The following is a 21144-nucleotide window of genomic DNA, read 5'->3' on the forward strand; positions in this document are numbered from 1 at the left end:
GTGGCTGATCCGCGCAGCTATCGCCCGGCGCCGTCGTCTATCCCTACGGACCCGGGTGTCTACCGCTTTGTGGACGAGGAAGGGCGCATCCTGTACGTTGGGAAAGCGAAGAATCTGCGCAACCGACTCCAGAACTATTTTCAGCCGCCCGAACGCCTCATCCCGCGTATTCGCACCATGGTGCATACCGCTACCAATGTGGTGTGGGTGGTGGTGGGGAGCGAGATTGAGGCCCTCACCCTGGAATATTCCTGGATTAAGGAATTTGAACCGCCCTTCAATGTTATGTTTCGGGACAATAAGTCCTATCCCTACCTGGCGGTATCGCTGGGGGAGGAGTTTCCGCGGGCCTATATCACCCGGGAAAAACACCGCAAAGGCACCGTGTACTTCGGGCCGTATACGAAGGTGTGGGCGATCCGAAAAGTGCTCGATGCTCTGCTGCCCGTTTTTACCATGCGTTCGTGTTCCGATGCGGAATTCCGGCGGGGGCAGCGCACCGGCAAACCGTGTTTCAATACTCATATCGGGCTGTGTAACGGTGCCTGTGCCGGGCTGGTGAGTGCCGCGGAGAATCGCGCCGTCGCTGAAGAATTCGTAAAATTCATGGAATCAGATGGCAGTGATTTTATTCGTGCCCGCACCGCGGACATGAAAAAAGCGGCAGCGGTCGAAGATTTTGAACGTGCCGCGAAACTACGCGATGAAATCACGGCGATGACCACCGCCACCGAGCGTAATGTTGTGGTGTTCGATTCAAATCTTAACGCCGATATTATCGGCTTAGAATCCGATGAAATTGATGCTTCGGTCCAGATTTTTTATGTGCGGGGCGGAAGAATCCGCGGGCAGCGCGGCTGGGTAACGGAAACAGAAGGCACCGAACCAGCCGATATTATCAACGCCCTGCTCCTCCATATATACGGAAATCCCGAATACGACGCTTACCGTGGGGTAGGTACCCAGGGGGATCGCACCGTGCGGGCCGGAACCTCCGTGGATGATCGTGACCACGTGCCACCCGGGGCCATCCCGGGGGAGATCTGGGTACCGGTTTTCCCTTCGGATCGCGCGGGGCTGGAGCGCTGGCTTGCCGAACGCCGCGGCGGTCCGGTCCACCTCAAGCGCCCCCAGCGCGGGCCGAAAGCCCAGCTGGCGGATACCGTACACGCGAATGCGAAACAGGCTTTTGACCGCAATAAGCTGGCGCGCGCCGCCGATATTACGGTGCGTTCCCAAGCCCTGGAAGAGCTGCGCATCGGGCTGGATTTAGACCGCGCTCCGCTGCGCATCGAAGGCTACGATATTTCCCATACCCAGGGCCACCAGCAGGTCGGATCCATGGTGGTATTCGAGGACGGCCTCAAGAAAACCTCTGATTACCGGCATTTCATCGTGCGCGGGCCGGAGGGGCAGGGTGCTCGGGATGATACCGCCGCGATGGATGAAGTGTTGCGCCGGAGGCTGCGCCGTTTGAACGACGCCGCAGCGCACGCCGCCGATGCCGGGGGAGTGGAAGATGAGGGCGCCGCGCATACCGCCACCGCTGCCCCGCCCCGTTTTGCCTACCGCCCCGACCTCCTCGTGGTGGACGGCGGGCTTCCCCAGGTCAACGCCGCCCAGCGGGTGGTCGATGAGCTGGGTGCCGATGTGCGGGTGGTGGGCCTGGCAAAACGTCTGGAAGAAGTGTGGATCCCGGGCGAAGAATTCCCGGTTATCTTCCCGCGCACCTCACCGGCGTTGCGCCTCCTCCAGCAATTGCGCGATGAATCGCATCGCTTCGCCATTACTTTCCACCGCAAGAAACGGGGTCAGGCGATGACTCGCTCCGCGCTTGACGCCATTCCGGGGCTGGGGCCGGCTAAGCAAAAGAAACTACTGAGTGCTCTCGGCTCGGTTAAACGGATCCGGGAGGCTAGCCTCGATGAACTCACGGAAGTTGCGGGCATTGGCCCGGTGCTCGCCGCGGCGATTAAAAAAGCCCTCGGGGAGGAGTAGCTCGCGGGTCTTTGTGGCATGATGGAGATATGAGTGACACCCGCGACATTAACGATACGTCCCGTATCCCCGCCGTTGTTCCGGCAGCCGATTGTACAGCTGAGCTGGCACCGGCCGACGTTCCGGAAATCATTATTGTCACGGGAATGTCCGGGGCGGGCAGATCCCGCGCGGCTGCCACCCTGGAAGATCTGGGTTGGTACGTGGTGGATAATCTCCCGCCGCGCATGCTCAGCGCCTTGGCGGGGCTGCTCTCCGGTAATGGAAAAGTGACCCGCATGGCCGCGGTGGTGGACGTGCGCTCCCGGGAATTCTTCGCTGAGCTCCTGGAAGTTCTTGCGGATCTCACCGCGAGCGGTATTAACTATCGCATTATTTTCCTCGATGCCGATGATGCTTCCCTGGTGCGCCGCTATGAAAGCGTGCGCCGGCCCCACCCGCTCCAGGGCCACGGTCGGCTTTTCGACGGCATCACCGCGGAACGCAAACTCCTGGCGGCTCTGCGCAATCGTGCTGATTCCGTTATCGATACTTCGCGGCTGTCCGTGCACGATCTTTCCCGTAAAATTCGCCACCTCGTGGGGGAAACCTCCGGAACAGAAGCGACCCGGGTAACGGTCATGTCCTTCGGTTTCAAATACGGCCTGCCCCTGGATGCTGATAATGTGGCCGATGTGCGCTTCCTGCCCAATCCCTACTGGATTACCGAGCTGCGCCACCTGAGCGGCCACGATGAGCCCGTGGCCCATTTCGTACTGGAGCAGGAGGGTGCCGAGGCTTTCGTGCGGGAATACTCTCACCTCATCCACACCATCCTGGCCGGCTACGCCCGCGAACTCAAACCTTTCACCACGATCGCGATTGGCTGCACCGGTGGAAAACACCGGTCGGTGGCTATCGCGGAAGCGGTATCCGAGGCGCTACGCGCCGCCGGGTACTCGGTACGCACAATTCACCGTGATTTGGGGCGTGAATAATGGGCGGGCGCGGTAGTCGCGGCCCGCGAGTCGTCGCCCTCGGGGGCGGCCACGGCCTATACGCTTCGCTTTCGGCCCTGCGGCTCATCACCCAAAATATCACCGCCGTGGTTACTGTTGCGGACGACGGCGGCTCCTCGGGGCGCTTGCGTAATGAATTCAACGTGATTCCACCCGGAGATTTGCGCATGGCCCTTTCCGCGCTGTGTGACGACGGCGAATGGGGCCAGACCTGGCGCGACGTTCTCCAATACCGATTCTCTTCCGAAGGTCCCCTCAACGGGCACGCCATGGGTAATCTCCTCATTGTTTCCATGTGGGAGCAATTGGGGAGCACAGTTTCCGGTCTTGACTGGGTGGGGCAGCTGCTGCGCATTGACGGCCGCGTGCTGCCCATGTCTCCTATTCCCCTGGAGATTGAGGCACGGGTCATCGACGAGGAAGACGGCCCCCAGCTCTACCGCGGGCAGGTGGCGGTGGCAACGGCTCGCGGAAAAGTGGAACACGTCAGCCTTATTCCAGAGAATCCTCCCGCCCAACCCGAAGCGGTTGCCGCTATTGACGAGGCCGATTGGATCGTTTTTGGACCGGGATCCTGGTACACCTCTGTTATTCCCCACCTCATGGTTCCGGATTTACACGCGGCCCTCGTGCGTTCCCCGGCCCGCCGGGTTCTTGCCCTCAATCTTCGTAATGAGCGTGAAACATGGGGGATGAGCGCCGCGGACCATATTCGTTCTTTCGCTCGCCATGCCCCGGATCTGCGTATTGACGTGGTGGTGGCCGATCCGCGCAGCGTGGATGATATCGGTGAAGTCGCAGCGGAAGCCGAAGGTATCGGGGCCACGCTCATGCTGCGACAGGTTAGAATGGGCGATAATCGCGCACGTCACGATGCGCTACGTTTGGCCGCTGCCTATCGGGATGCCTTCGAAGGCGTCATAGGAGATTCCTAAACCGGGAACTCCCGCGCACGGAAGAATCCACAACCGGGATATTCCCTGCTGAGTAGCGGTCCCACCATAGAAGGAAGGGGAGTCGTGTCCGCGTTAACCCGTACGGTGAAAGATGAACTAGCCACCGTTACGCCGGCTTCGCTTTCCGCCGCCCTGGCTGAACTCACCGCGATGTTCCGGTACGGCGGGGGATTGGCCGTGCGTTCGCGTACCCTGGAACTGGTGGCCGAGGTGGGCCACCGGCCGACCGCGCAACGCCTGTGGGAGTTGGTGCGCCAGCTTTTCTCCGTGGAGCCGGAACTTCTTTCGGTTTCCTCGCAGATGCGCCAGGGGCAACGTTTCCTGGTGCGCTCTTCAGAGAACACCGAACGCATTGCGGTGAAACTCGGCCTCCTGGACGCACACGGGCGGCCGGTACGAGGGCTACCTCCCGCGGTGGTCGGTGGCTCAAAAGCCGATGCGGGAGCGGCCTGGCGCGGAGCTTTCCTCGCGCGCGGCACCCTCATGGAACCCGGGCGCAATGCTTCCCTTGAGATTATTTGCCCGCGCTTGGAGGCTGCCTATGCCCTGGGAGGGCTGGCCCGACGCCTCGATATTCCCTACCGGGTGCGCGAATCACGCGGAGCCCACCGTATCGACATCCGCGGGGGAGAAGCTATCTCCGATATGCTCACCCGGATGGGTGCCAATGATGCTGTGCTGCGCTGGGAAGAGCTACGCGTGGAACGGGAAGTACACGGCACGGTTAACCGGCTTGCTAATTTCGACGACGCAAATATGCGCCGCAGTGCCGATGCCGCTGTCATCGCGGTGATCCGGGTCAAGCGCGCTTTTGAAATTCTCGGCACGGATGTACCCGAGAATTTGCGGGCGGCCGGTGAAGCCCGCATCGCTCACCCGGAAGATTCCCTCAACTTGCTCGGGGAGCAGCTCACGCCGCGCGCCACCAAGGATGCCGTGGCCGGGCGGCTGCGTCGCTTGAATTCTATGGCGGATAAGCGGGCCAAGGAACTGGGCATTCCTGACACTATGGCCGCGGTGCGGGCGGCGGGGCACGGGGCAATGTCCTAACGCGCGGTAGCGCGTTCGCCGTCGTCGAAAAAAATAACAATCAAAAATGGGACTAAGGGCGTGTTATGCCGCTGTCGAGTTTCGCTCTGTGCCAAAGTTCGCAAGCTCCTTCCCACTGGCATTAGCCCCAGCCGAACGTGACCGGTAGAATAGTCAGTGGTTCCGAGAGAAGTTCTCGGACGGACTTCTCAAAGACAAGAAGTCGAGTTGGAAACGCGCTAGCTGGCGCGTGAGGAGGATAAAGAGTGACTGTACGCGTTGCTATTAACGGCTTCGGCCGTATTGGTCGTGCCGCTGTCCGCGCAGCCCTCGCCGAGGGTGCGGATTTCGAGATCGTCGCGGTCAATGACCTGACCGATATCAAGACTCTCGCCCACCTGCTGAAGTATGACACCGCCGGCGGCCGCCTCCCCGTGGAGATTGAAGCAACCGAAGATGGATTCGTGCTCGACGGCAAGAAGATCAAGGTTCTTGCTGAAAAGGATCCGGCCAACCTCCCGTGGAAGGAACTCGAGGTTGACATCGTTCTCGAGTGCACCGGCCGCTTCCGCACCGGTGAAGCTTGCCAGGCTCATATCGAAGCCGGCGCCAAGAAGGTTCTTATTTCCGCCCCGGCGAAGGGTGAAGATGCCACCTTCGTTATCGGCGTGAACTCCGATCAGTACGATCCGGCCAAGCACAATATTATTTCCAACGCTTCCTGCACCACGAACTGCCTCGCCCCGGTGGCGAAGGTTCTCGTGGACAAGTTCGGCGTCAAGAAGGGTCTGATGACCACGATCCACGCTTACACCGCGGATCAGAACCTGCAGGACGGCCCGCACAAGGATCTGCGTCGCGCCCGCGCGGCCGCGCAGAACATGGTCCCCACCACCACCGGTGCGGCCAAGGCCGTTGCCCTGGTTCTTCCCGAACTCAAGGGCAAGCTTGATGGTTACGCCGTGCGCGTCCCCACCATCACCGGCTCCCTGACGGACCTCACCTTCGAAGCTGAGAAGTCCGATGTCACCGTGGAAGAAATCAACGCCGCGATGAAGGAAGCCTCGGAAGGCGCCCTCAAGGGCACCCTCGCTTACACCGAGGATCCCATCGTCTCCTCGGACATCATCGGTGATCATCACCAGTCCATCTTCGATGCCGGCCTCACCAAGGTGATGGACGGCCAGGTCAAGATCGGCGCTTGGTATGACAACGAATACGGCTACGCTGCTTCCCTCGTGAAGCTTGCCAACCTCGTTGCGAGCAAGCTCTAAAGATCAAGCGATGAGCTGATGTGAAGCCCGTGCGTGCGCTAGCGCGCACGGGCTTCCCTACGCGAAAGGAAAAATATGAGGACTATTGAATCGCTCGGTGACCTCACCGGCAAGAAGGTTTTTGTTCGTTCCGATTTCAACGTTCCGCTGGACGGGGATCGCATTACCGATGACGGCCGTATCCGCGCCGCGCTGCCCACCATCAAGCGGCTTCTCGACGCCAAGGCGAAGGTTATCGTTTCCGCGCATCTGGGCCGCCCGAAGGGTGAGCCGAAACCGGAATTCTCCCTGGCTCCGGTAGCCAAGCGCCTCGGCGAACTCCTCGGCCGTGAGGTTCCCCTTGCGGAAGATACCGTAGGTCCGGATGCCAAGGCCAAGATTGACGCGCTGAATGACGGCGACATCGTGCTGCTTCAGAACGTGCGCTATGACAAGCGCGAAGACTCCAAGGTCGATGCTGACCGCGAAGCTCTCGCGAAGGAATACGCCGCGCTGGCAGATGTCTTCGTTTCCGATGGTTTCGGTGTTGTCCACCGCAAGCAGGCCTCGGTTTACGATATTGCGAAGCTGCTGCCTTCGGCTGCCGGTGAACTCGTTGCCAAGGAAATTAATTCGCTGTCCAAGGCCACCGCGGATCCGGAACGTCCCTACACCGTGGTGCTCGGCGGCTCCAAGGTTTCCGATAAGATCGGCGTGATTGAGAACCTCCTGGATAAGGCTGATGTTCTCCTCATCGGTGGCGGTATGGCCTTCACCTTCCTGCGCGCCAAGGGCTATGAGATCGGCTCCTCGCTGTGCGAAGATGACCAGATCGATAAGGCTCGCGAATACCTCGAAACCGCGTCCAATAAGGGTGTGGAGCTGCTCCTGCCGGTTGACGTTGTCGTCGCTGATAAGTTTGATAAGGACGCGGAATCCGAAATCGTTTCCGCTTCCGATATGCCCGCCAACGGCATGGGCCTGGACATCGGGCCGGAAACCGTATCCGAATACGCTGAGAAGATCGCCTCTTCGAAGACTATCGTCTGGAACGGCCCCATGGGCGTCTTCGAGTTCCCGGCCTTCGCTGAGGGCACGAAGGGCGTAGCCCAGGCCATGCAGGATGCTGAAGGCTTCACCATTGTTGGTGGCGGTGACTCCGCGGCTGCCGTGCGCATCCTCGGTTTCGACGAAGAGAAGTTCAACCATATTTCCACCGGCGGTGGCGCTTCCCTCGAATTCCTCGAGGGTAAGACCCTGCCCGGTATCGCTGTTCTGGAGGATTAATGGCACGCACCCCCCTGATGGCGGGTAACTGGAAGATGAATATGGATCATCTCGAGGCTACCCACCTTGTGCAAAAAGTCGCGTGGACCCTGGATGATGCAGGTTTCACCTACGGTGATGTAGATGTGGCGGTTTTTGCCCCCTACACCGATCTGCGGTCCATCCAGACCCTGTGCGAATCAGATGAGTTGCACATCGCCTACGGTGCCCAGGACGTCTCCGTGCATGACGAAGGCGCCTACACCGGTGAAATCTCCACCTCGATGCTCTCCAAGCTCGGGTGCAGCTACGTCATCGTGGGCCATTCGGAGCGGCGCGCTTACCATGGCGAAAGCAATGAACTCATCGGCAAGAAGGCACACAAGGTTCTGGGCGCTGGCATGACGCCTATCGTCTGCTGCGGTGAAGAACTCGAGGTGCGTAAGGAAGGCCGGCATGTCGAGTACGTCGTTTCCCAGATCGACGAACTCTTCGCCGATTTCCAGGCTGCCGATGTAGCCAAGCTTGTTATCGCCTATGAACCCATCTGGGCTATTGGCACCGGCGAAGTGGCCACCCCGGAAGACGCCCAGGAAGTCTGCGGCGCGATCCGGGCTCGCATCGAGGAAAACTTCGGTGCGGAAGCGGCTGCTGCGGTTCGCATCCAGTACGGCGGATCGGTCAAGGCTGCTAACGTCCAGGAGATCATGGCCCAGCCTGATGTTGACGGTGCCCTTGTGGGCGGCGCCAGTCTCAAGGCGGAGGAATTCGCGAAGATCGTGATGTTCCGCGGCTAAGAACGATAACGGCTAAGAGCGATCACCCAAGGAGTATCGCCCTGGCCCTCGCGTGCGGGGTGGGATTCTTCCCACCCCGCACGTTTTATTTCCCGCTGGCCGGCATCAGCAGGTACACTAACCAAGGACTCTATTACTCTCCGGGTGCACGAAGCATTCGAAAGGACTGGAAATGAAAGCTTTGCTCATTACCTGCGAAGTGCTTATGCTCATCACCAGCATCTTCCTCACGCTTTCCATCTTGCTGCATAAAGGCAAGGGTGGCGGAATCTCCGATATGTTCGGTGGTGGTATTTCCACGTCTATGCGTTCCTCCGGGGTAGCCGAACGTAACCTCAACCGCATCACCGTGGTGCTGGCCCTCATCTGGGGAATTTCTATTATCCTCATCGGCCTCATCGTCAAGGTGGGCGTCTAGAACTAGATAGTTAAGAAGCGGCGGGGCCGGTACGTGCGTATGCACGTACCGGCCCCGTTTCGCATGCCGCCTTCTAGACGCTACATCCGGGCTTTCTAGACGTCCACATCCGCGGGAGAATAATCCAGTAGGGGCAGTCCCTTGGTTAAAACATCACCGTAGGCGGTATCGGGATTGAGATCGCGCAGATCCTCAATGAGCATCGCCTCCAAGCTGCGCACTGGCAAAGCAACCTCCTGGGGAGCTCGGCCCGGGCGGAGCATGATGCCGTGGTCATTGCCCGGGGTGCGATGCAGGCTGAGAGCTGCGCCGTCGTCCAAGAATAGTTCCACGCCGGTAATCGGAGCACCCTCCTGCGGCTCTATCTCCACCGGGACATCTAGGCGCAGGCGCAGCCACGCGGCGAGTAAGAAAAGCGAGGAGCGGTGCGGGCGCCCCCAGACCTTCGCGCCGGTAACGGTTCGGCTCGGGAATTCGTCCACCATGGAGGCGATGTAATTGCGCCACAGGGTAGTGCCGGCCCAGCCCAGATCAGTATCCCCGGGAACATAATTAGCGGAAAGGTGCTGAAGGGCCAGGGCTGGGTGATCTGCGGTGCGGGTGGTGGTAATACGGCGCTGCGCGATGCGTCCGGCCGCGGTAGCCGCGGGGTTTTCCGGCATATTTTGAATCCACCACGTCACCACCGGGGTATCGGGGAGCAGCAGTGGAGTGACCAAGGTATCCACGTTCTCCGCGGCGCCCCCGTGCGCGCGCAAAATAACGATCTCGGAAGCGCCGGCTTCCGATCCGGTACGGATTTCCGCATCGAGCCGCGCGGTTTCGCCAGCCACCGGCAGCACTGCGATAATCCGGGAAGGGTGCGCGCGGGACGCTCCAGCTGCGGCCTCAAGCGCATCACGCACCCCACCCTCGGTATGCGCCACGATAATGAGCGTGAGGACCCTCCCGAGGGCTCCTACCCCAGAAGTTCCGCGCAATTGATCAAGCTGCTGGCCCACCTGGGCAGACGTGGTATCGGCAATATGGTTAATCATGAAGTTTCCTCGGATCTTTGTCAGGCACGGAACAGGTGCGGCTAGGGGCGGCGCCAGGCATGGCCGTGGGCGGCGAGCATGGCATCGGCACCGGCCGGACCCCAAGACCCAGGCGCGTACGTTTCCAGGGACTCCGGGTGGGCATCCCAATAGTTTTCCACCTGGTCGATAATCCGCCAGGACTCCTCAACTTCCCGGGTTTGCGGGAAAAGCGGCGGATCTCCCAGCAGCACGTCAAGAATGAGACGTTCATAAGCTTCCGGGGTGTACTCGGTAAAAGCGTGACCGTAGGCGAAGTCCATAGTGACGTCGCGCAGCCGCATTTCCGAGCCGGGCACCTTGGAACCAAATTTAAAGGTGATGCCTTCATTGGGTTGCACCCGGATAACCAGGGTGTTTTGCCCTAGCCCGGCCACATCTGGGAAGGGGAGGAAAGGCGGATTACGGAAGACCACCGCAATTTCTGACACGCGCCGCCCGAGTCGCTTACCGGTTCTCAGGTAGAAAGGCACTCCCGACCAGCGCCGCGTCTCAATTCCCAGGGCGATTGCCCCGTAAGTATCGGTCACGGAGTCGGCTGGGATACCGTTCTCTTCCCGGTAACCGCGCACCCACTGGCCGCCCTGCCATCCGCTCGAATACTGTGCCCGCACCGACGCTTCGGCCGGGCTCCCGAACAGATGGGTAGCCTCGAGGACTTTCTCCTTTTCCGCGCGCAGGGCATCGGCGTGGAACGAGGTCGGCTCCTCCATCGCGGTGAGGGCCAGCAGCTGGAGCAGGTGGTTTTGAATCACGTCGCGAGTGGCTCCGATACCGTCGTAATATCCGGCGCGCGAGCCAATCCCAATATCCTCCGCCATGGTGATTTGCACGTGGTCCACGTGGGAAGAATTCCACAGCGGCTCATACAGTTCGTTGGCGAAACGCAGCGCGAGGATATTCTGCACGGTTTCTTTACCGAGATAGTGGTCGATGCGGAAAACCGAATCGTGGGGGAATACCCCGCTGACCGAAGCATTGAGTTCGCGCGCGGAGGCCATATCGTGCCCGAACGGTTTTTCGATAACCACGCGGCGCCAGCTGCCCGGCGCCCCGCGATTGAGTCCCGCGGTAGCGAGGCCCTGGGTCACCACCGGGAAAAGGCTAGGCGGAATGGAAAGATAAAAAGCAAAATTACCGCCGGTACCGCGGGTGGCATCCACATCCGCCATGGTCGCCCCGAGAGCGCGATAGAGCTCCGGGTCGTTGTACTGGCCTTCGACCATCCGCAACCCGTCAAGAATCTGGGCCAGAGTGGTGGAGATAACCGGGGTTTGGGCGCCTTGACGGATGGCCGCTTCGACGCTGCGGGCCGCGTCTACGGGACGGCGCGCCACTCCGATGATGGAGAACGACGGCGGCAGCAGCCCCCGATTCGCGAGGTCGTAGAGGGCAGGAAGAATTTTGCGGTTCGCCAGGTCACCGGTGATGCCAAAAAGAACGATGCCGCAGGGGCCGGCCACGCGCTGGAGGCGGCGGTCGGTGACGGCACGGAGCGGATTACCTGAAGTAGGAGCAACCATAAAATTCCTGTCGTGAAAAAGAGGGCGAGAATATGCGCCTGTCTTATGGTAGACGCTTGAGCCGTCGAGCGTAACGAAAGTCCGCTGTGGGGCAATAAGGTCGCGCGGCCGGGACATCCGACCGCGCGACCGTCACTGATATGCGCCCGCGAAAAGACACTACTGCCAGCGGGCGAGGCGCCTGCGTTTTAGGCGCGCGCCGCTTCGATAGATTCGAGAGCAGCGGAGACCACATGCTCGGCGGTCATCCCATATTCCTTCATGAGTGCACCACCGGGCCCGGACTCCCCGTAGGTATTGATACCCACGCTGCGCCCGGCATCCCCGACGTAGCCGGCCCAACCGAAGGTGGCACCGGCTTCCACCGAGACTCGTGCCTTGACGTTGGGGAGGATGACCGCATCACGGTAGGCCTGGTCCTGAGCTTCGAACCACTCCAGGCAGGGCAGCGAAATAACGCGCGCACCCACTCCCTGCTCCGCGAGGCTCTGCTGGGCGGCCACTGCCAGCTGCACTTCGGAACCGGTGGCGAGCAGCTGCACGTCAACGGTCCCGGTGGGGGAGTCTGCCAGCACGTAGCCGCCCTTGAGGACGCCTTCGGTGGAGGTCCCTTCCAGAACCGGCACGCCCTGCCGGGTAAGGATGAGGCCGGTAGGCCCGCCGTCGACCTTCTCCAATGCCCCGCGCCACGCGGCCGCGGTTTCGTTCGCATCAGCCGGCCGCACAATATTGAGGCGCGGGATGGCGCGGTAGGCCCACAGGTGTTCAATGGGCTGGTGGGTGGGGCCGTCCTCGCCCACGCCCACCGAATCATGCGTCCATACAAAAATCGAGGGGATATTCATAATGGCCGCGAGGCGGGCCGCACCGCGCATGTAATCGGAGAACACAAAGAAGGTGCCGCCGTAGGCACGGGTAAGCCCATCGAGGGTAATTCCGTTAATGATCGCGCCCATGGCGAATTCCCGGATACCGAAGTGGAGGGTGCGTCCGTAAATATCACCGGAGAACATCGTCGAAGAGCGATGCGCGGGCAGGAAGGACGGTTCCCCCTTCATCGTGGTGTTATTCGACCCCGCCAGATCGGCCGAACCGCCCCACAATTCGGGCAGCACCGGAGCGAGGGCATTGAGCACCACGCCGGAGGCCGCGCGGGTGGCGATACCCTTGGGATCCGGCTCCCAGCTCGGCAGCTTCTTTTCCCAACCCTCGGGGAATTTCTTTGCGCGGATACGATCGTACAGCGCGGCCTCTTCCGGATGGGAAGCACGCCACGCTTCGAAACGCGCATCCCAATCCTTACGGGCCGCGGCCGCCCGCGCCGCCGCATTCTTGCGGGTATGGGCGAGCACGTCATCTTCCAGCGGGAAGTCAATATCCGGATCGAAGCCCAGGATTTCCTTGGTGGCGCGAATTTCCTCCACTCCCAGGGCAGAACCGTGCGAGGCACCGGTATTCTGCTTGGTGGGCGCCGGCCAGGCAATAATGGTGGAGAGCTTAATAATGGAAGGCTTATCGGTCACCTGCTGAGCAGCCAGAATCGCATCGTAGAGCGCCTGGACATCCTCCTGGTAGGAACCATCCTCCTTAATCCAATTCACGTGCTGGGTGTGCCATCCGTAGGCTTCGTAGCGGGCCAGCACATCTTCACTGAAAGCAATGGAGGTATTGTCTTCAATGGAAATGCGGTTGTCATCGTAAATGAGAATAAGATTTCCGAGCTCCTGGGTGCCGGCCAGCGAGCAGGCTTCACTGGTCACGCCTTCCTGGAGGCAGCCGTCACCGGCGATAACGTACACAAAATGATCGAATACGGACTCACCGAGCGGGGTATCCCGGTCAAAAAGCCCGTGGGCGCGCCGAGAGGCCATCGCGAATCCCACCGCGGAGGCCAGGCCCTGCCCCAGCGGCCCGGTGGTCATCTCCACACCGTTGGTATAGCCGTATTCGGGATGGCCGGGAGTCTTGGAGTGGAGGGTACGCAGCGCCTTAATATCATCGAGTTCGAGGCCGTAGCCGGCTAGCAAAAGCTGATTGTATTGGGTAAGGGAGGAATGCCCGGCCGAGAGAATGAAACGGTCACGACCCACCCACGCAGAATCCGCCGGATCGTGGTTCATGACCCGCTGGTAGAGCAAATATGCCGCCGGAGCCAGGGACATGGCCGTTCCAGGATGCCCATTCCCGGTTTTTTGCACCGCATCTGCGGCTAGCAGCCGAGTCGTGTCCACGGCGCGCTGATCGAGCTGCGACCATTCGAGCTTCGCCATTGAATTCTCCTAACGTAAGGTTGTGGTTACATGAGATGTGCCACGCACTAGTCTACTGGTCACGCGGGTTTCGCGCGCCCGGGGTGCACCTCCGTTCGCGCCCGGCGCGAGACCCTGCGCGCCTAGCTATCGCGCGTCACTACCGCGCGGCTACCGCGCACCCGCGAAGGAGAATAAATGGCTGAACCCGGCACCCCACCCTTGCAGCGCGCTGTTGCGCAGTTCCTCGCCCATATCGGTGTCGAACGTGCCTTATCGCGCAATACCGTGGCCGCTTATCGGCGCGATTTGCGTAAATATCTTGCGCACCTCGATTCCCGCGGGGTCACCAACCCCGCTGAGGTACGCGAGGAGGACGTCGCCTCCTTTTCCGAAACGCTCACCGGTATGGCCCCGGCTTCTATTGCGCGGGCCGTGACCGCGGTGCGGGCTTTTCATACTTTTTTATACGACGACGGCGCTAGCCCGGCTAATCCGGCTAGCCGGGTGCGCCCCCCGAAACTTCCCACGCGCCTACCCGAAGCCCTGACAATTGCCGAAGTAACCGCCATGATCGAGGAAGCTGGGACCACCCCGCCTCCTCTGGGCCTGCGCGACCGTGCCCTCCTGGAGGTTCTCTACGGAACTGGAGCGCGGATCTCCGAAGCACTCGGGCTTAGCGCAGATGATATCGATACCGATACCGCCACGATTCGACTCTTCGGTAAGGGCCGCAAAGAACGCGTCGTGCCGCTGGGGCGCTACGCCCTGGAAGCACTGGATGCCTACATCACCCGAGCCCGCCCGGAGCTTGCCGCCCGCGGGAATGGAGTGACCAAGCTCTTCCTCAATACCCGCGGGCGGGTACTTTCCCGCCAGAGCGCCTGGCTCATTATTCGCCTGGCTGCCGAGCGTGCCGGTCTTACCGCGCATGTTTCCCCACATTCGCTGCGGCATTCTTTTGCTACTCACCTTCTCCAGGGCGGCGCGGATGTGCGGGTGGTTCAGGAGCTGCTCGGGCATTCCTCGGTGACCACCACCCAGATTTATACCCAGGTTTCCCCCGACGTGCTCAAAGAGGTGTATGCCACCTCGCACCCGCGGGCGCTGCGCAGCGAGTAGGAAGCGGGGTAGGCGCGGCGGCGTCGTTCTACGCTCTTCGCCAGAAATGGCACCGCAAGTCCTCCGAGTTTAGGTACCCTAGAGATGTGACCGAACAGAACGCGCTTTTTGAAACTGAGAACGTGGATTTTCCCGAACCGGAGCCCTTGAAAGAACACGGCCCGGCGCGCATTATTGCGATGTCGAACCAAAAAGGTGGCGTGGGGAAAACAACAACGTCGATTAACCTCGCCGCGGCGCTGGCCGGGTATGGACGGCGCGTTCTCATTGTGGATTTTGATCCGCAGGGCGCCGCCTCTGCCGGTCTTGGTATTAATGCCCGCGCGCTGGATCGCACCATTTATAACGAACTTATTGCCGCGAAACCGGATGTGCGGGGAATTATTCAGCATTCGAAAGTGGAGGGCCTAGATGTGGTCCCGGCCAATATTGACCTTTCCGCTGCCGAAATTGTGCTCATTAATGAAGTGGCACGCGAACAGGCTCTCAGCCGGGTGCTGCGCCCGGTTCTCGATGACTATGACGTCATCATTATTGACTGCCAGCCCTCCCTGGGCCTCCTCACTGTCAATGCCCTCACTGCCGCACACGGAGTTATTATCCCGTTAGAGGCGGAATATTTTGCCATGCGCGGGGTAGCACTGCTGACCGAACAGATCGGCCGGGTGCAAGATCGCCTTAATCCGCGGCTCACCATTGACGGAGTCCTCCTCACCATGGTGGATATGCGTACCCTCCACTCGCGCGATGTGATGAGATCCGTGCACGAAGGATTCGGGGACAAGGTCTACCACACCTATATTGCCCGTACCGTGAAGTTCCCCGATGCCTCGGTGGCCGGAGAACCTATCACCCAATACGCGCCCTCGCACCCGGGTGCGGTAGCTTATCGGAAGTTGGCGCGCGAAGTGATTGCCCGCGGTCAGAGTGCCTAAGCGGGAGTGGGCGTGACCACCCTTTTTGATGTCTCCTCCGATTTTGACGTTGATCTCGACGTGTATTCGGGGCCATTTTCGGTACTACTCTCCATGATTTCCAAGAAAAACTTGGATATTACCGAGGTGGCCTTGGCGGAAGTGACGGATGAGTTCATCGCCTGGATTCGGTCTCGGCCGGAGGTAGATCTATCTACCACCTCAGAATTTTTGGTCGTGGCCGCCACCCTCCTCGATATGAAACTAGCGCGCTTGCTGCCACGCCACGAAAGCGAAGAAGAGGATTGGGAGCTCCTTGAACAGCGCGATCTTCTCTTCGCCAAGCTGCTCCAGTACCGAGCTTTTAAAGAAGTAGCTCGGGATTTCGGGGCACGCCTGGAGGAAACCGGGCGGCGGGTGGGCCGCGATGTTCCCCTCGAGGAAATGTACGCGAAAGCGCTTCCGGAGGTGCGCCTCCCGCTCGGTGTCATGGATCTGGCCCTGCTGGCTGCCCGTGCTTTCACCCGTGATACTTCCGAGCCGGTGGTTCGCCTGGAGCATTTGCACTCCCCGGTTGTTCCGGTTGCCAGTCAAATTTCCTACCTAGAAGAACGTTTTCGGGGTGGCGAGTCTTTCACTTTTGCGCAGCTCTGCTCCGACGCTAGATCGGTGCAGGTAGTCGTGGCCCGTTTCTTGGCGGTCTTGGAATTGTTACGTCGGGGCGCGATAGCCGCCGAACAGGATGAGCCTTTGGGCGCGCTGGTGCTGCGTCCCACGCCGGCTGATGATCGCGGGGCGGCCGGTGCGGGCGACGTTGCCGCGGAATACGGCGAAGTGTCGCCAACCAGCGCGCTGAGCAGCGACTAGACTGGGCATCAGGGCGAGCACTGTGCGCGTGCCGCTCCGGATCCGGAAGCTTAAAGGAGAATCTGTGGCTGATCTTTGCCCCGCCACCGCACTTGAGGCGGTGCTTTTTGTGGCGGCCGCTCCGGTTCCTCTCGGTACTCTTGCCGAGGCGGTGGGTCTGAACGAAGCCGATACCCGCACCGAATTAGAAAATCTCGCGCGGGAGTACCGCAGTGGGCGCCCGCGCGGATTCGAATTGCGCGAAGCGGGAGGGGGGTGGCGTTTCTACACCAATCCGTTAGTATCGGACGTTGTTCTTGCCCACGTGACCCGCGGACAATCGGGTAAACTATCCACGCCGGCTTTGGAAACGCTGGCGGTGATCGCTTATCGGCAGCCTGTTACCCGCGCCCAGATCGCGGCCATTCGCGGTGTGAACGTTGATGGAGTTGTTCGTACGCTCGCCACTCGCGGCCTCATTGAAGAAGCGGGCACTACACCGTCCACCGGTGCAGTGCTGTATGTGACCACCCCGTATTTCCTCGAAGCCATGGGTATGAATTCCCTGGATGACCTGCCTCCGCTGGCGCCCTATCTGCCCGAAGCAACCGACCTTGATGATGTGGAAAGAGAAATAAGATGAGAGAACGCTTGCAAAAGATCCTGGCCCACGCGGGGGTGGGTTCCCGGCGCGCTTGCGAAGCGCTCATTGCCGAGGGGCGGGTGGCTGTGAACGGCGCCGTCGTGACCGAAATGGGAACGCGTGCAGATGCCGAACGTGACACCATCCACGTGGATGGTATGCCAATCGCCGTGAAACCCGATCTGCTGACCGTCGCGCTTTACAAGCCGCCGGGGGTTGTTTCTACCATGGATGATGATATGGGCCGCCCGAGCCTCGCCCAGTACGTGGAGAAATACGAGCAACGGCTCTACCACGTCGGGCGCCTGGACGAAGATACCGAGGGCCTTATTCTGCTCTCGAACGATGGCGAACTCACCCACCGGCTCACCCACCCCTCGTACGAGGTTCCCAAAACCTACGTGGCGCGAGTGGAAGGCCAGGTGACGCGTGGCCTCGCGCGAGTGTTGGAAAAGGGCATCACCCTGGAGGACGGCCCCATCCGGGTGGATAAATTCGTACTGCGGGAATCGCAGCCGCGCAATTCCATCGTGGAACTCACGTTGCATTCGGGCCGCAATCGGATTGTGCGTCGCATTATGGAAGAAGTGGGACACCCCGTTATGGAACTGGTGCGCACCCGTTTCGCCACTATTGATGCCGGGAGGTTGCGCCCCGGTAAAAGCAGGGTTATCGCAGGAAGTGAGCTCTCGGCCCTCATGCATTCGGTAGGGATGTGATGCGCGCCGGTCCGGTCCTTATTATCGGTTCGGGGTTGCTGGGCGCTTCCCTCGGACTGCGGCTACGGCTGCGCGATATCCCGGTGTATCTGGAGGATGCTTCTCCGCTCGCGGCGGCCCTCGCCCGTGATCTGGGGGCGGGGGAGGAGCCGCCGGAAGATGCCTGGGAGCCGAGCCTCGTGGTGGTTGCGGTTCCCCCGGATGTGACGGCGCAGGTGGTGAGCACGGCCCTGGATCGTTTCCCCACCGCGCTTGTCACCGATGTTGCCTCCGTGAAGGCTGTGGTGGCGGATCGCCTTACCGCGCATCCCGAACGAGCCCGCTACGTGGGTTGCCATCCCATGGCAGGTCGGGAACGTTCCGGGGCGATCGCCGCGGATGCCGATCTTTTTGAGGGCCGCCCGTGGGTGATCTGCCCGCGCCCGGAGACCCGCGAAGAAGATATTGTGCGTTTGCGCACCCTGGCTTTGGATTGCGGAGCCATGCCGATTCTTGTGGAGGCAAACGCGCATGATCGTGCCGTTGCCCTTGTCAGTCACGTTCCACAATTGGTGTCGTCCCTGCTGGCGGGCACGTTGAACGACGCCGCAGCTACCGAGCTGAGCCTCGCCGGCCAAGGTTTACGCGATATGACTCGGTTGGCCCATTCGGATCCGCAGCTATGGACCGCGATTATCGCCTGTAATTGCGCGGCGGTTGCTCCCGTTCTTCGCGATGTTGCCGAGCGTACCGGGCGCTTGGCGAGTGCTCTCGAAGCGGCCGCGGGTGCGGCGCGGGCACCCGGGCTGGCCCGGGCGGTTGCCGCGGTGGTCGCTGCAGGTGGGCGCGGGGTAGCGCGTATCCCCGGCAAACATGGGGGAGCTCCCCAGCGCTACACCGAAGTAACCGTCCTGGTTCCGGACCGCCCTGGTGAATTGGGCCGCCTCTTCACCGAGGTGGGTGAAATCGGCGTGAATATTGAAGATTTTTCTCTTGAACATTCCGTGTCCCAAAAAGTAGGGCGGGCACGGTTATCTGTAGCTCCGGCCGCTGCCCGGGATCTCACCGGAGCTCTCGCCGCGCGCCAGTGGCAAGCTTTTATTGAAGGAGGAGAGCATGAGTGAGATGGGCACATTGGGCATCCCACGCCCCGAGGCTGCGGGGTATCCCATTGCTATTGACGGACCCTCCGGCTCGGGTAAATCCACAGTGTCCCGCCAGGTTGCCCGGGAACTTGGGCTGCGCTACTTGGATACCGGGGCAATGTACCGCGCCGCGGCCTGGGCCGCGCAGCGTGCCGGCGTGGAGCTCACTAATGAGCCGGCCGTGACCGCCGTGGTGCGGGCAATGAAACTTGAGATGCCCCTCGATCCCGATCAACAGGTGATTAGCTGCGAAGGTGAAGATATAACCGCCGCTATTCGTGCTCCGGAGCTTTCCCGGGTAGTTTCCCAGGTGGCCGTGAATCTTGAGGTGCGAGCCGAACTCATTGCCCGGCAGCGGGCCATTATTGCAGCGCACCCGGACATTGTGGTGGAGGGGCGCGATATCACCAGCGTCGTCGCCCCCGATGCGCCCACAAAAATTCTTCTCACCGCATCGGAAGCAACACGTTTGGCACGGCGGGCCCGGGAGGTACGCGGAAGCGTAGCGCCCGCTGCCCTAGCAGCTACCCGCGCGGAAGTGAGCGAGCGGGACGCGAAGGACTCGACGGTCGCTTCTTTCCTGGAAGATCGCGATGGAGTCGTTACAATTGATTCTTCTCAGATGAGTATTGCGGACGTGGTAGCCGCGGTGCGAGCGCTGGCACAGGGCTCTCGAAAGGAACAGGAATGACTGAGGAATACCGTGATATGAGCACGGAGGGGACCACCCCGGACGATGCCGAACGCGTACTCCGGGCCGGTCTGGACGCCTACGATCTGGACGAAGCCGATCTGGCGCTCCTGGCCGGTGAGGAACCCCAGGAGCAGGTGGCTGCCCGCGCGCTACCCGTGGTGGCAGTTATTGGGCGCCCGAATGTGGGCAAGTCCTCCCTGGTGAATCGCATTGTTGGTAAGCGGGTGGCCGTGGTGCAGGACGTTCCGGGCGTCACCCGTGACCGGGTATCTTACGAAGCCGAGTGGGCGGATCGCCGCTTCCTCCTCATGGATACCGGCGGTTGGGAACGTGACGTTGCCGGTCTGGATCGCGATGTTGCCCTGCAGGCCGAAATTGCCATTGACCAGGCCGATGCCGTTATTTTCGTCGTGGATGCCACCGTGGGTATGACGGATACCGATGAAGCTCTGGTCCGGGTACTGCGCCGCTCGCGCAAGCCCGTGATTGTTGCGGCCAATAAAGTAGATTCGCCCCAGCAGGAACCGGATGCTGCTTATCTGTGGTCTTTAGGGCTGGGGGAGCCGTACCCGGTATCCGCCCTGCACGGGCGTGGCTCGGGGGATCTTCTCGACGTGGTCATCGGTGCGCTTCCCGCGGAACGCGAGGTACCGGCACGTCCCGTTCACCGCGGCCCGCGCCGGGTCGCGATTGTGGGGCGCCCGAATGTGGGCAAGTCCTCACTGCTCAACCAGTTAGCTGGGGAAACCCGCGCCGTGGTGAGTGATATTGCCGGAACCACTCGCGATCCTGTTGACGAAGTCATTGAGCTAGACGGTACCCCGTGGACTTTTGTTGATACCGCTGGAATTCGCCGACGGGTTCACCAAACTCGCGGGGCGGATTATTACGCGAATCTGCGCACCCAGCGCGCGCTGGCGGAAGCCGAACTGGCCCTCGCCCTCATCGATGCCTCAGAGCCGCTCACCGAACAGGATATTCGGGTGATTCAGCAGGTGATTGACGCTGGGCGCGCCCTGGTCATCGTCTGCAATAAATGGGACGAAGTGGATGACGAACGTCGCTTCGAACTTGACCGCGAATTCGAGCGGGAGCTGGTTCAGATCCAGTGGGCCGCGCGCGTCAATCTTTCGGCAAAAACCGGATGGCATACCAATCGGCTCTCCAACGCCATGACCACTGCGCTGCGATCCTGGGACCAGCGTATTCCCACTGGCAAACTCAATGCTTTCCTCAGCGAATTGGCGGCCGCGCACCCGCATCCGGTGCGCGGAGGCAAGCAGCCGCGTATCCTCTACGGCACCCAGGCTTCCACCCGTCCGCCGCGTTTCGTGCTTTTCGCCACCGGCTTCATCGAAGCAGGCTACCGGCGTTTCTTGGAAAATCGCTTGCGGGCCACTTTCGGTTTCGAAGGCTCCCCGCTTCAAATTTCGGTTCGGGTGCGCGAACGGCGCAAGAAGTAGCGGAGATGGGTACGACGGCGCAGCTAGCGGCGTCGTCGTACTTCCACCACCGGCAG

19 protein-coding genes are annotated in these 21144 nt (G+C 61.0%); 16 read left to right on the top strand and 3 right to left on the bottom strand.

The window, feature by feature from the left end:
- The 8 genes from uvrC to secG all read left to right on the top strand — a co-directional run bounded on the left by uvrC (nt 1) and on the right by secG (nt 8715).
- The gene (gene uvrC / locus ACTFPK_RS00090) at nt 1-1998 is read left to right on the top strand and encodes an excinuclease ABC subunit UvrC (RefSeq protein ID WP_274734398.1); all 1998 of its coding nucleotides are present in this window, start codon (nt 1-3) and stop codon (nt 1996-1998) included.
- A 29-nt stretch (nt 1999-2027) separates the two neighbouring features.
- Entirely contained in the window at nt 2028-2975 is a 948-nt protein-coding gene (rapZ, locus tag ACTFPK_RS00095) for an RNase adapter RapZ (RefSeq protein ID WP_439910846.1), read from the top strand.
- Nucleotides 2975-3931 (top strand): gluconeogenesis factor YvcK family protein, encoded by a 957-nt coding sequence (locus tag ACTFPK_RS00100; protein ID WP_274734396.1) that lies wholly within the window; start codon nt 2975-2977, stop codon nt 3929-3931. The genes rapZ and ACTFPK_RS00100 overlap by 1 nt, the downstream gene beginning before the upstream one ends.
- A gap of 84 nt (nt 3932-4015) precedes the next feature.
- Nucleotides 4016-5002: a DNA-binding protein WhiA gene (gene whiA / locus ACTFPK_RS00105; protein ID WP_274734394.1), complete on the top strand. Its 987-nt coding sequence runs from the start codon at nt 4016-4018 to the stop codon at nt 5000-5002.
- 245 nt (nt 5003-5247) lie between these two features.
- Nucleotides 5248-6255 (top strand): type I glyceraldehyde-3-phosphate dehydrogenase, encoded by a 1008-nt coding sequence (gene gap, locus ACTFPK_RS00110; protein ID WP_026429334.1) that lies wholly within the window; start codon nt 5248-5250, stop codon nt 6253-6255.
- A 75-nt stretch (nt 6256-6330) separates the two neighbouring features.
- Nucleotides 6331-7521, top strand: coding sequence for a phosphoglycerate kinase (locus tag ACTFPK_RS00115; protein ID WP_274734393.1), 1191 nt, complete (start codon nt 6331-6333; stop codon nt 7519-7521).
- The gene (gene tpiA / locus ACTFPK_RS00120) at nt 7521-8297 is read left to right on the top strand and encodes a triose-phosphate isomerase (protein WP_274734392.1); all 777 of its coding nucleotides are present in this window, start codon (nt 7521-7523) and stop codon (nt 8295-8297) included. Before ACTFPK_RS00115 ends, tpiA begins: the two co-directional genes overlap by 1 nt.
- A gap of 172 nt (nt 8298-8469) precedes the next feature.
- Nucleotides 8470-8715 (top strand): preprotein translocase subunit SecG, encoded by a 246-nt coding sequence (gene secG / locus ACTFPK_RS00125; RefSeq protein ID WP_026429337.1) that lies wholly within the window; start codon nt 8470-8472, stop codon nt 8713-8715.
- A gap of 95 nt (nt 8716-8810) precedes the next feature.
- Here the strand turns inward: secG and ACTFPK_RS00130 are convergent, their stop codons facing one another.
- The 3 genes from ACTFPK_RS00130 to tkt form a co-directional block, all read right to left on the bottom strand.
- Nucleotides 8811-9752 carry a glucose-6-phosphate dehydrogenase assembly protein OpcA gene (locus tag ACTFPK_RS00130; RefSeq protein WP_274734199.1) on the bottom strand — a complete coding sequence of 314 codons (942 nt, stop codon included), beginning with the start codon at nt 9750-9752 and terminating at the stop codon, nt 8811-8813.
- A gap of 41 nt (nt 9753-9793) precedes the next feature.
- Nucleotides 9794-11314 carry a glucose-6-phosphate dehydrogenase gene (zwf, locus tag ACTFPK_RS00135; protein ID WP_274734197.1) on the bottom strand — a complete coding sequence of 507 codons (1521 nt, stop codon included), beginning with the start codon at nt 11312-11314 and terminating at the stop codon, nt 9794-9796.
- A 188-nt stretch (nt 11315-11502) separates the two neighbouring features.
- Nucleotides 11503-13584 (bottom strand): transketolase, encoded by a 2082-nt coding sequence (gene tkt / locus ACTFPK_RS00140; RefSeq protein ID WP_126134927.1) that lies wholly within the window; start codon nt 13582-13584, stop codon nt 11503-11505.
- Nucleotides 13585-13761: 177 nt separating this feature from the next.
- On the opposite strand from tkt, the gene xerD reads away from it, so the two are divergent.
- The 8 genes from xerD (at nt 13762) to der (ending at nt 21088) form a co-directional block, all read left to right on the top strand.
- Complete coding sequence (xerD, locus tag ACTFPK_RS00145) at nt 13762-14685, top strand: site-specific tyrosine recombinase XerD (RefSeq protein WP_394532987.1); 924 nt, start codon at nt 13762-13764, stop codon at nt 14683-14685.
- A gap of 86 nt (nt 14686-14771) precedes the next feature.
- A complete protein-coding gene (locus ACTFPK_RS00150; RefSeq protein WP_016442765.1) occupies nt 14772-15620 on the top strand; it encodes a ParA family protein in 849 nt (282 codons plus the stop codon).
- A 12-nt stretch (nt 15621-15632) separates the two neighbouring features.
- The gene (locus ACTFPK_RS00155) at nt 15633-16466 is read left to right on the top strand and encodes a segregation and condensation protein A (RefSeq protein WP_394532989.1); all 834 of its coding nucleotides are present in this window, start codon (nt 15633-15635) and stop codon (nt 16464-16466) included.
- A 64-nt stretch (nt 16467-16530) separates the two neighbouring features.
- The gene (gene scpB, locus ACTFPK_RS00160; RefSeq protein ID WP_394532990.1) at nt 16531-17088 is read left to right on the top strand and encodes an SMC-Scp complex subunit ScpB; all 558 of its coding nucleotides are present in this window, start codon (nt 16531-16533) and stop codon (nt 17086-17088) included.
- Nucleotides 17085-17807, top strand: a complete 723-nt coding sequence (locus ACTFPK_RS00165) for a pseudouridine synthase (RefSeq protein ID WP_016442768.1) — start codon at nt 17085-17087, stop codon at nt 17805-17807. Before scpB ends, ACTFPK_RS00165 begins: the two co-directional genes overlap by 4 nt.
- The gene (locus ACTFPK_RS00170) at nt 17807-18910 is read left to right on the top strand and encodes a prephenate dehydrogenase (protein ID WP_394532991.1); all 1104 of its coding nucleotides are present in this window, start codon (nt 17807-17809) and stop codon (nt 18908-18910) included. The genes ACTFPK_RS00165 and ACTFPK_RS00170 overlap by 1 nt, the downstream gene beginning before the upstream one ends.
- Nucleotides 18903-19622 (top strand): (d)CMP kinase, encoded by a 720-nt coding sequence (cmk, locus tag ACTFPK_RS00175; protein ID WP_394532992.1) that lies wholly within the window; start codon nt 18903-18905, stop codon nt 19620-19622. The genes ACTFPK_RS00170 and cmk overlap by 8 nt, the downstream gene beginning before the upstream one ends.
- On the top strand, nt 19619-21088 hold the full coding sequence (gene der, locus ACTFPK_RS00180; RefSeq protein WP_439910847.1) for a ribosome biogenesis GTPase Der: 1470 nt from the start codon (nt 19619-19621) through the stop codon (nt 21086-21088). The genes cmk and der overlap by 4 nt, the downstream gene beginning before the upstream one ends.
- Nucleotides 21089-21144 lie beyond the last annotated feature (56 nt).

The sequence above is a fragment of the Actinotignum sp. UMB0459 genome (genome assembly GCF_051905915.1).
Taxonomy (GTDB): domain Bacteria; phylum Actinomycetota; class Actinomycetes; order Actinomycetales; family Actinomycetaceae; genus Actinotignum; species Actinotignum sanguinis.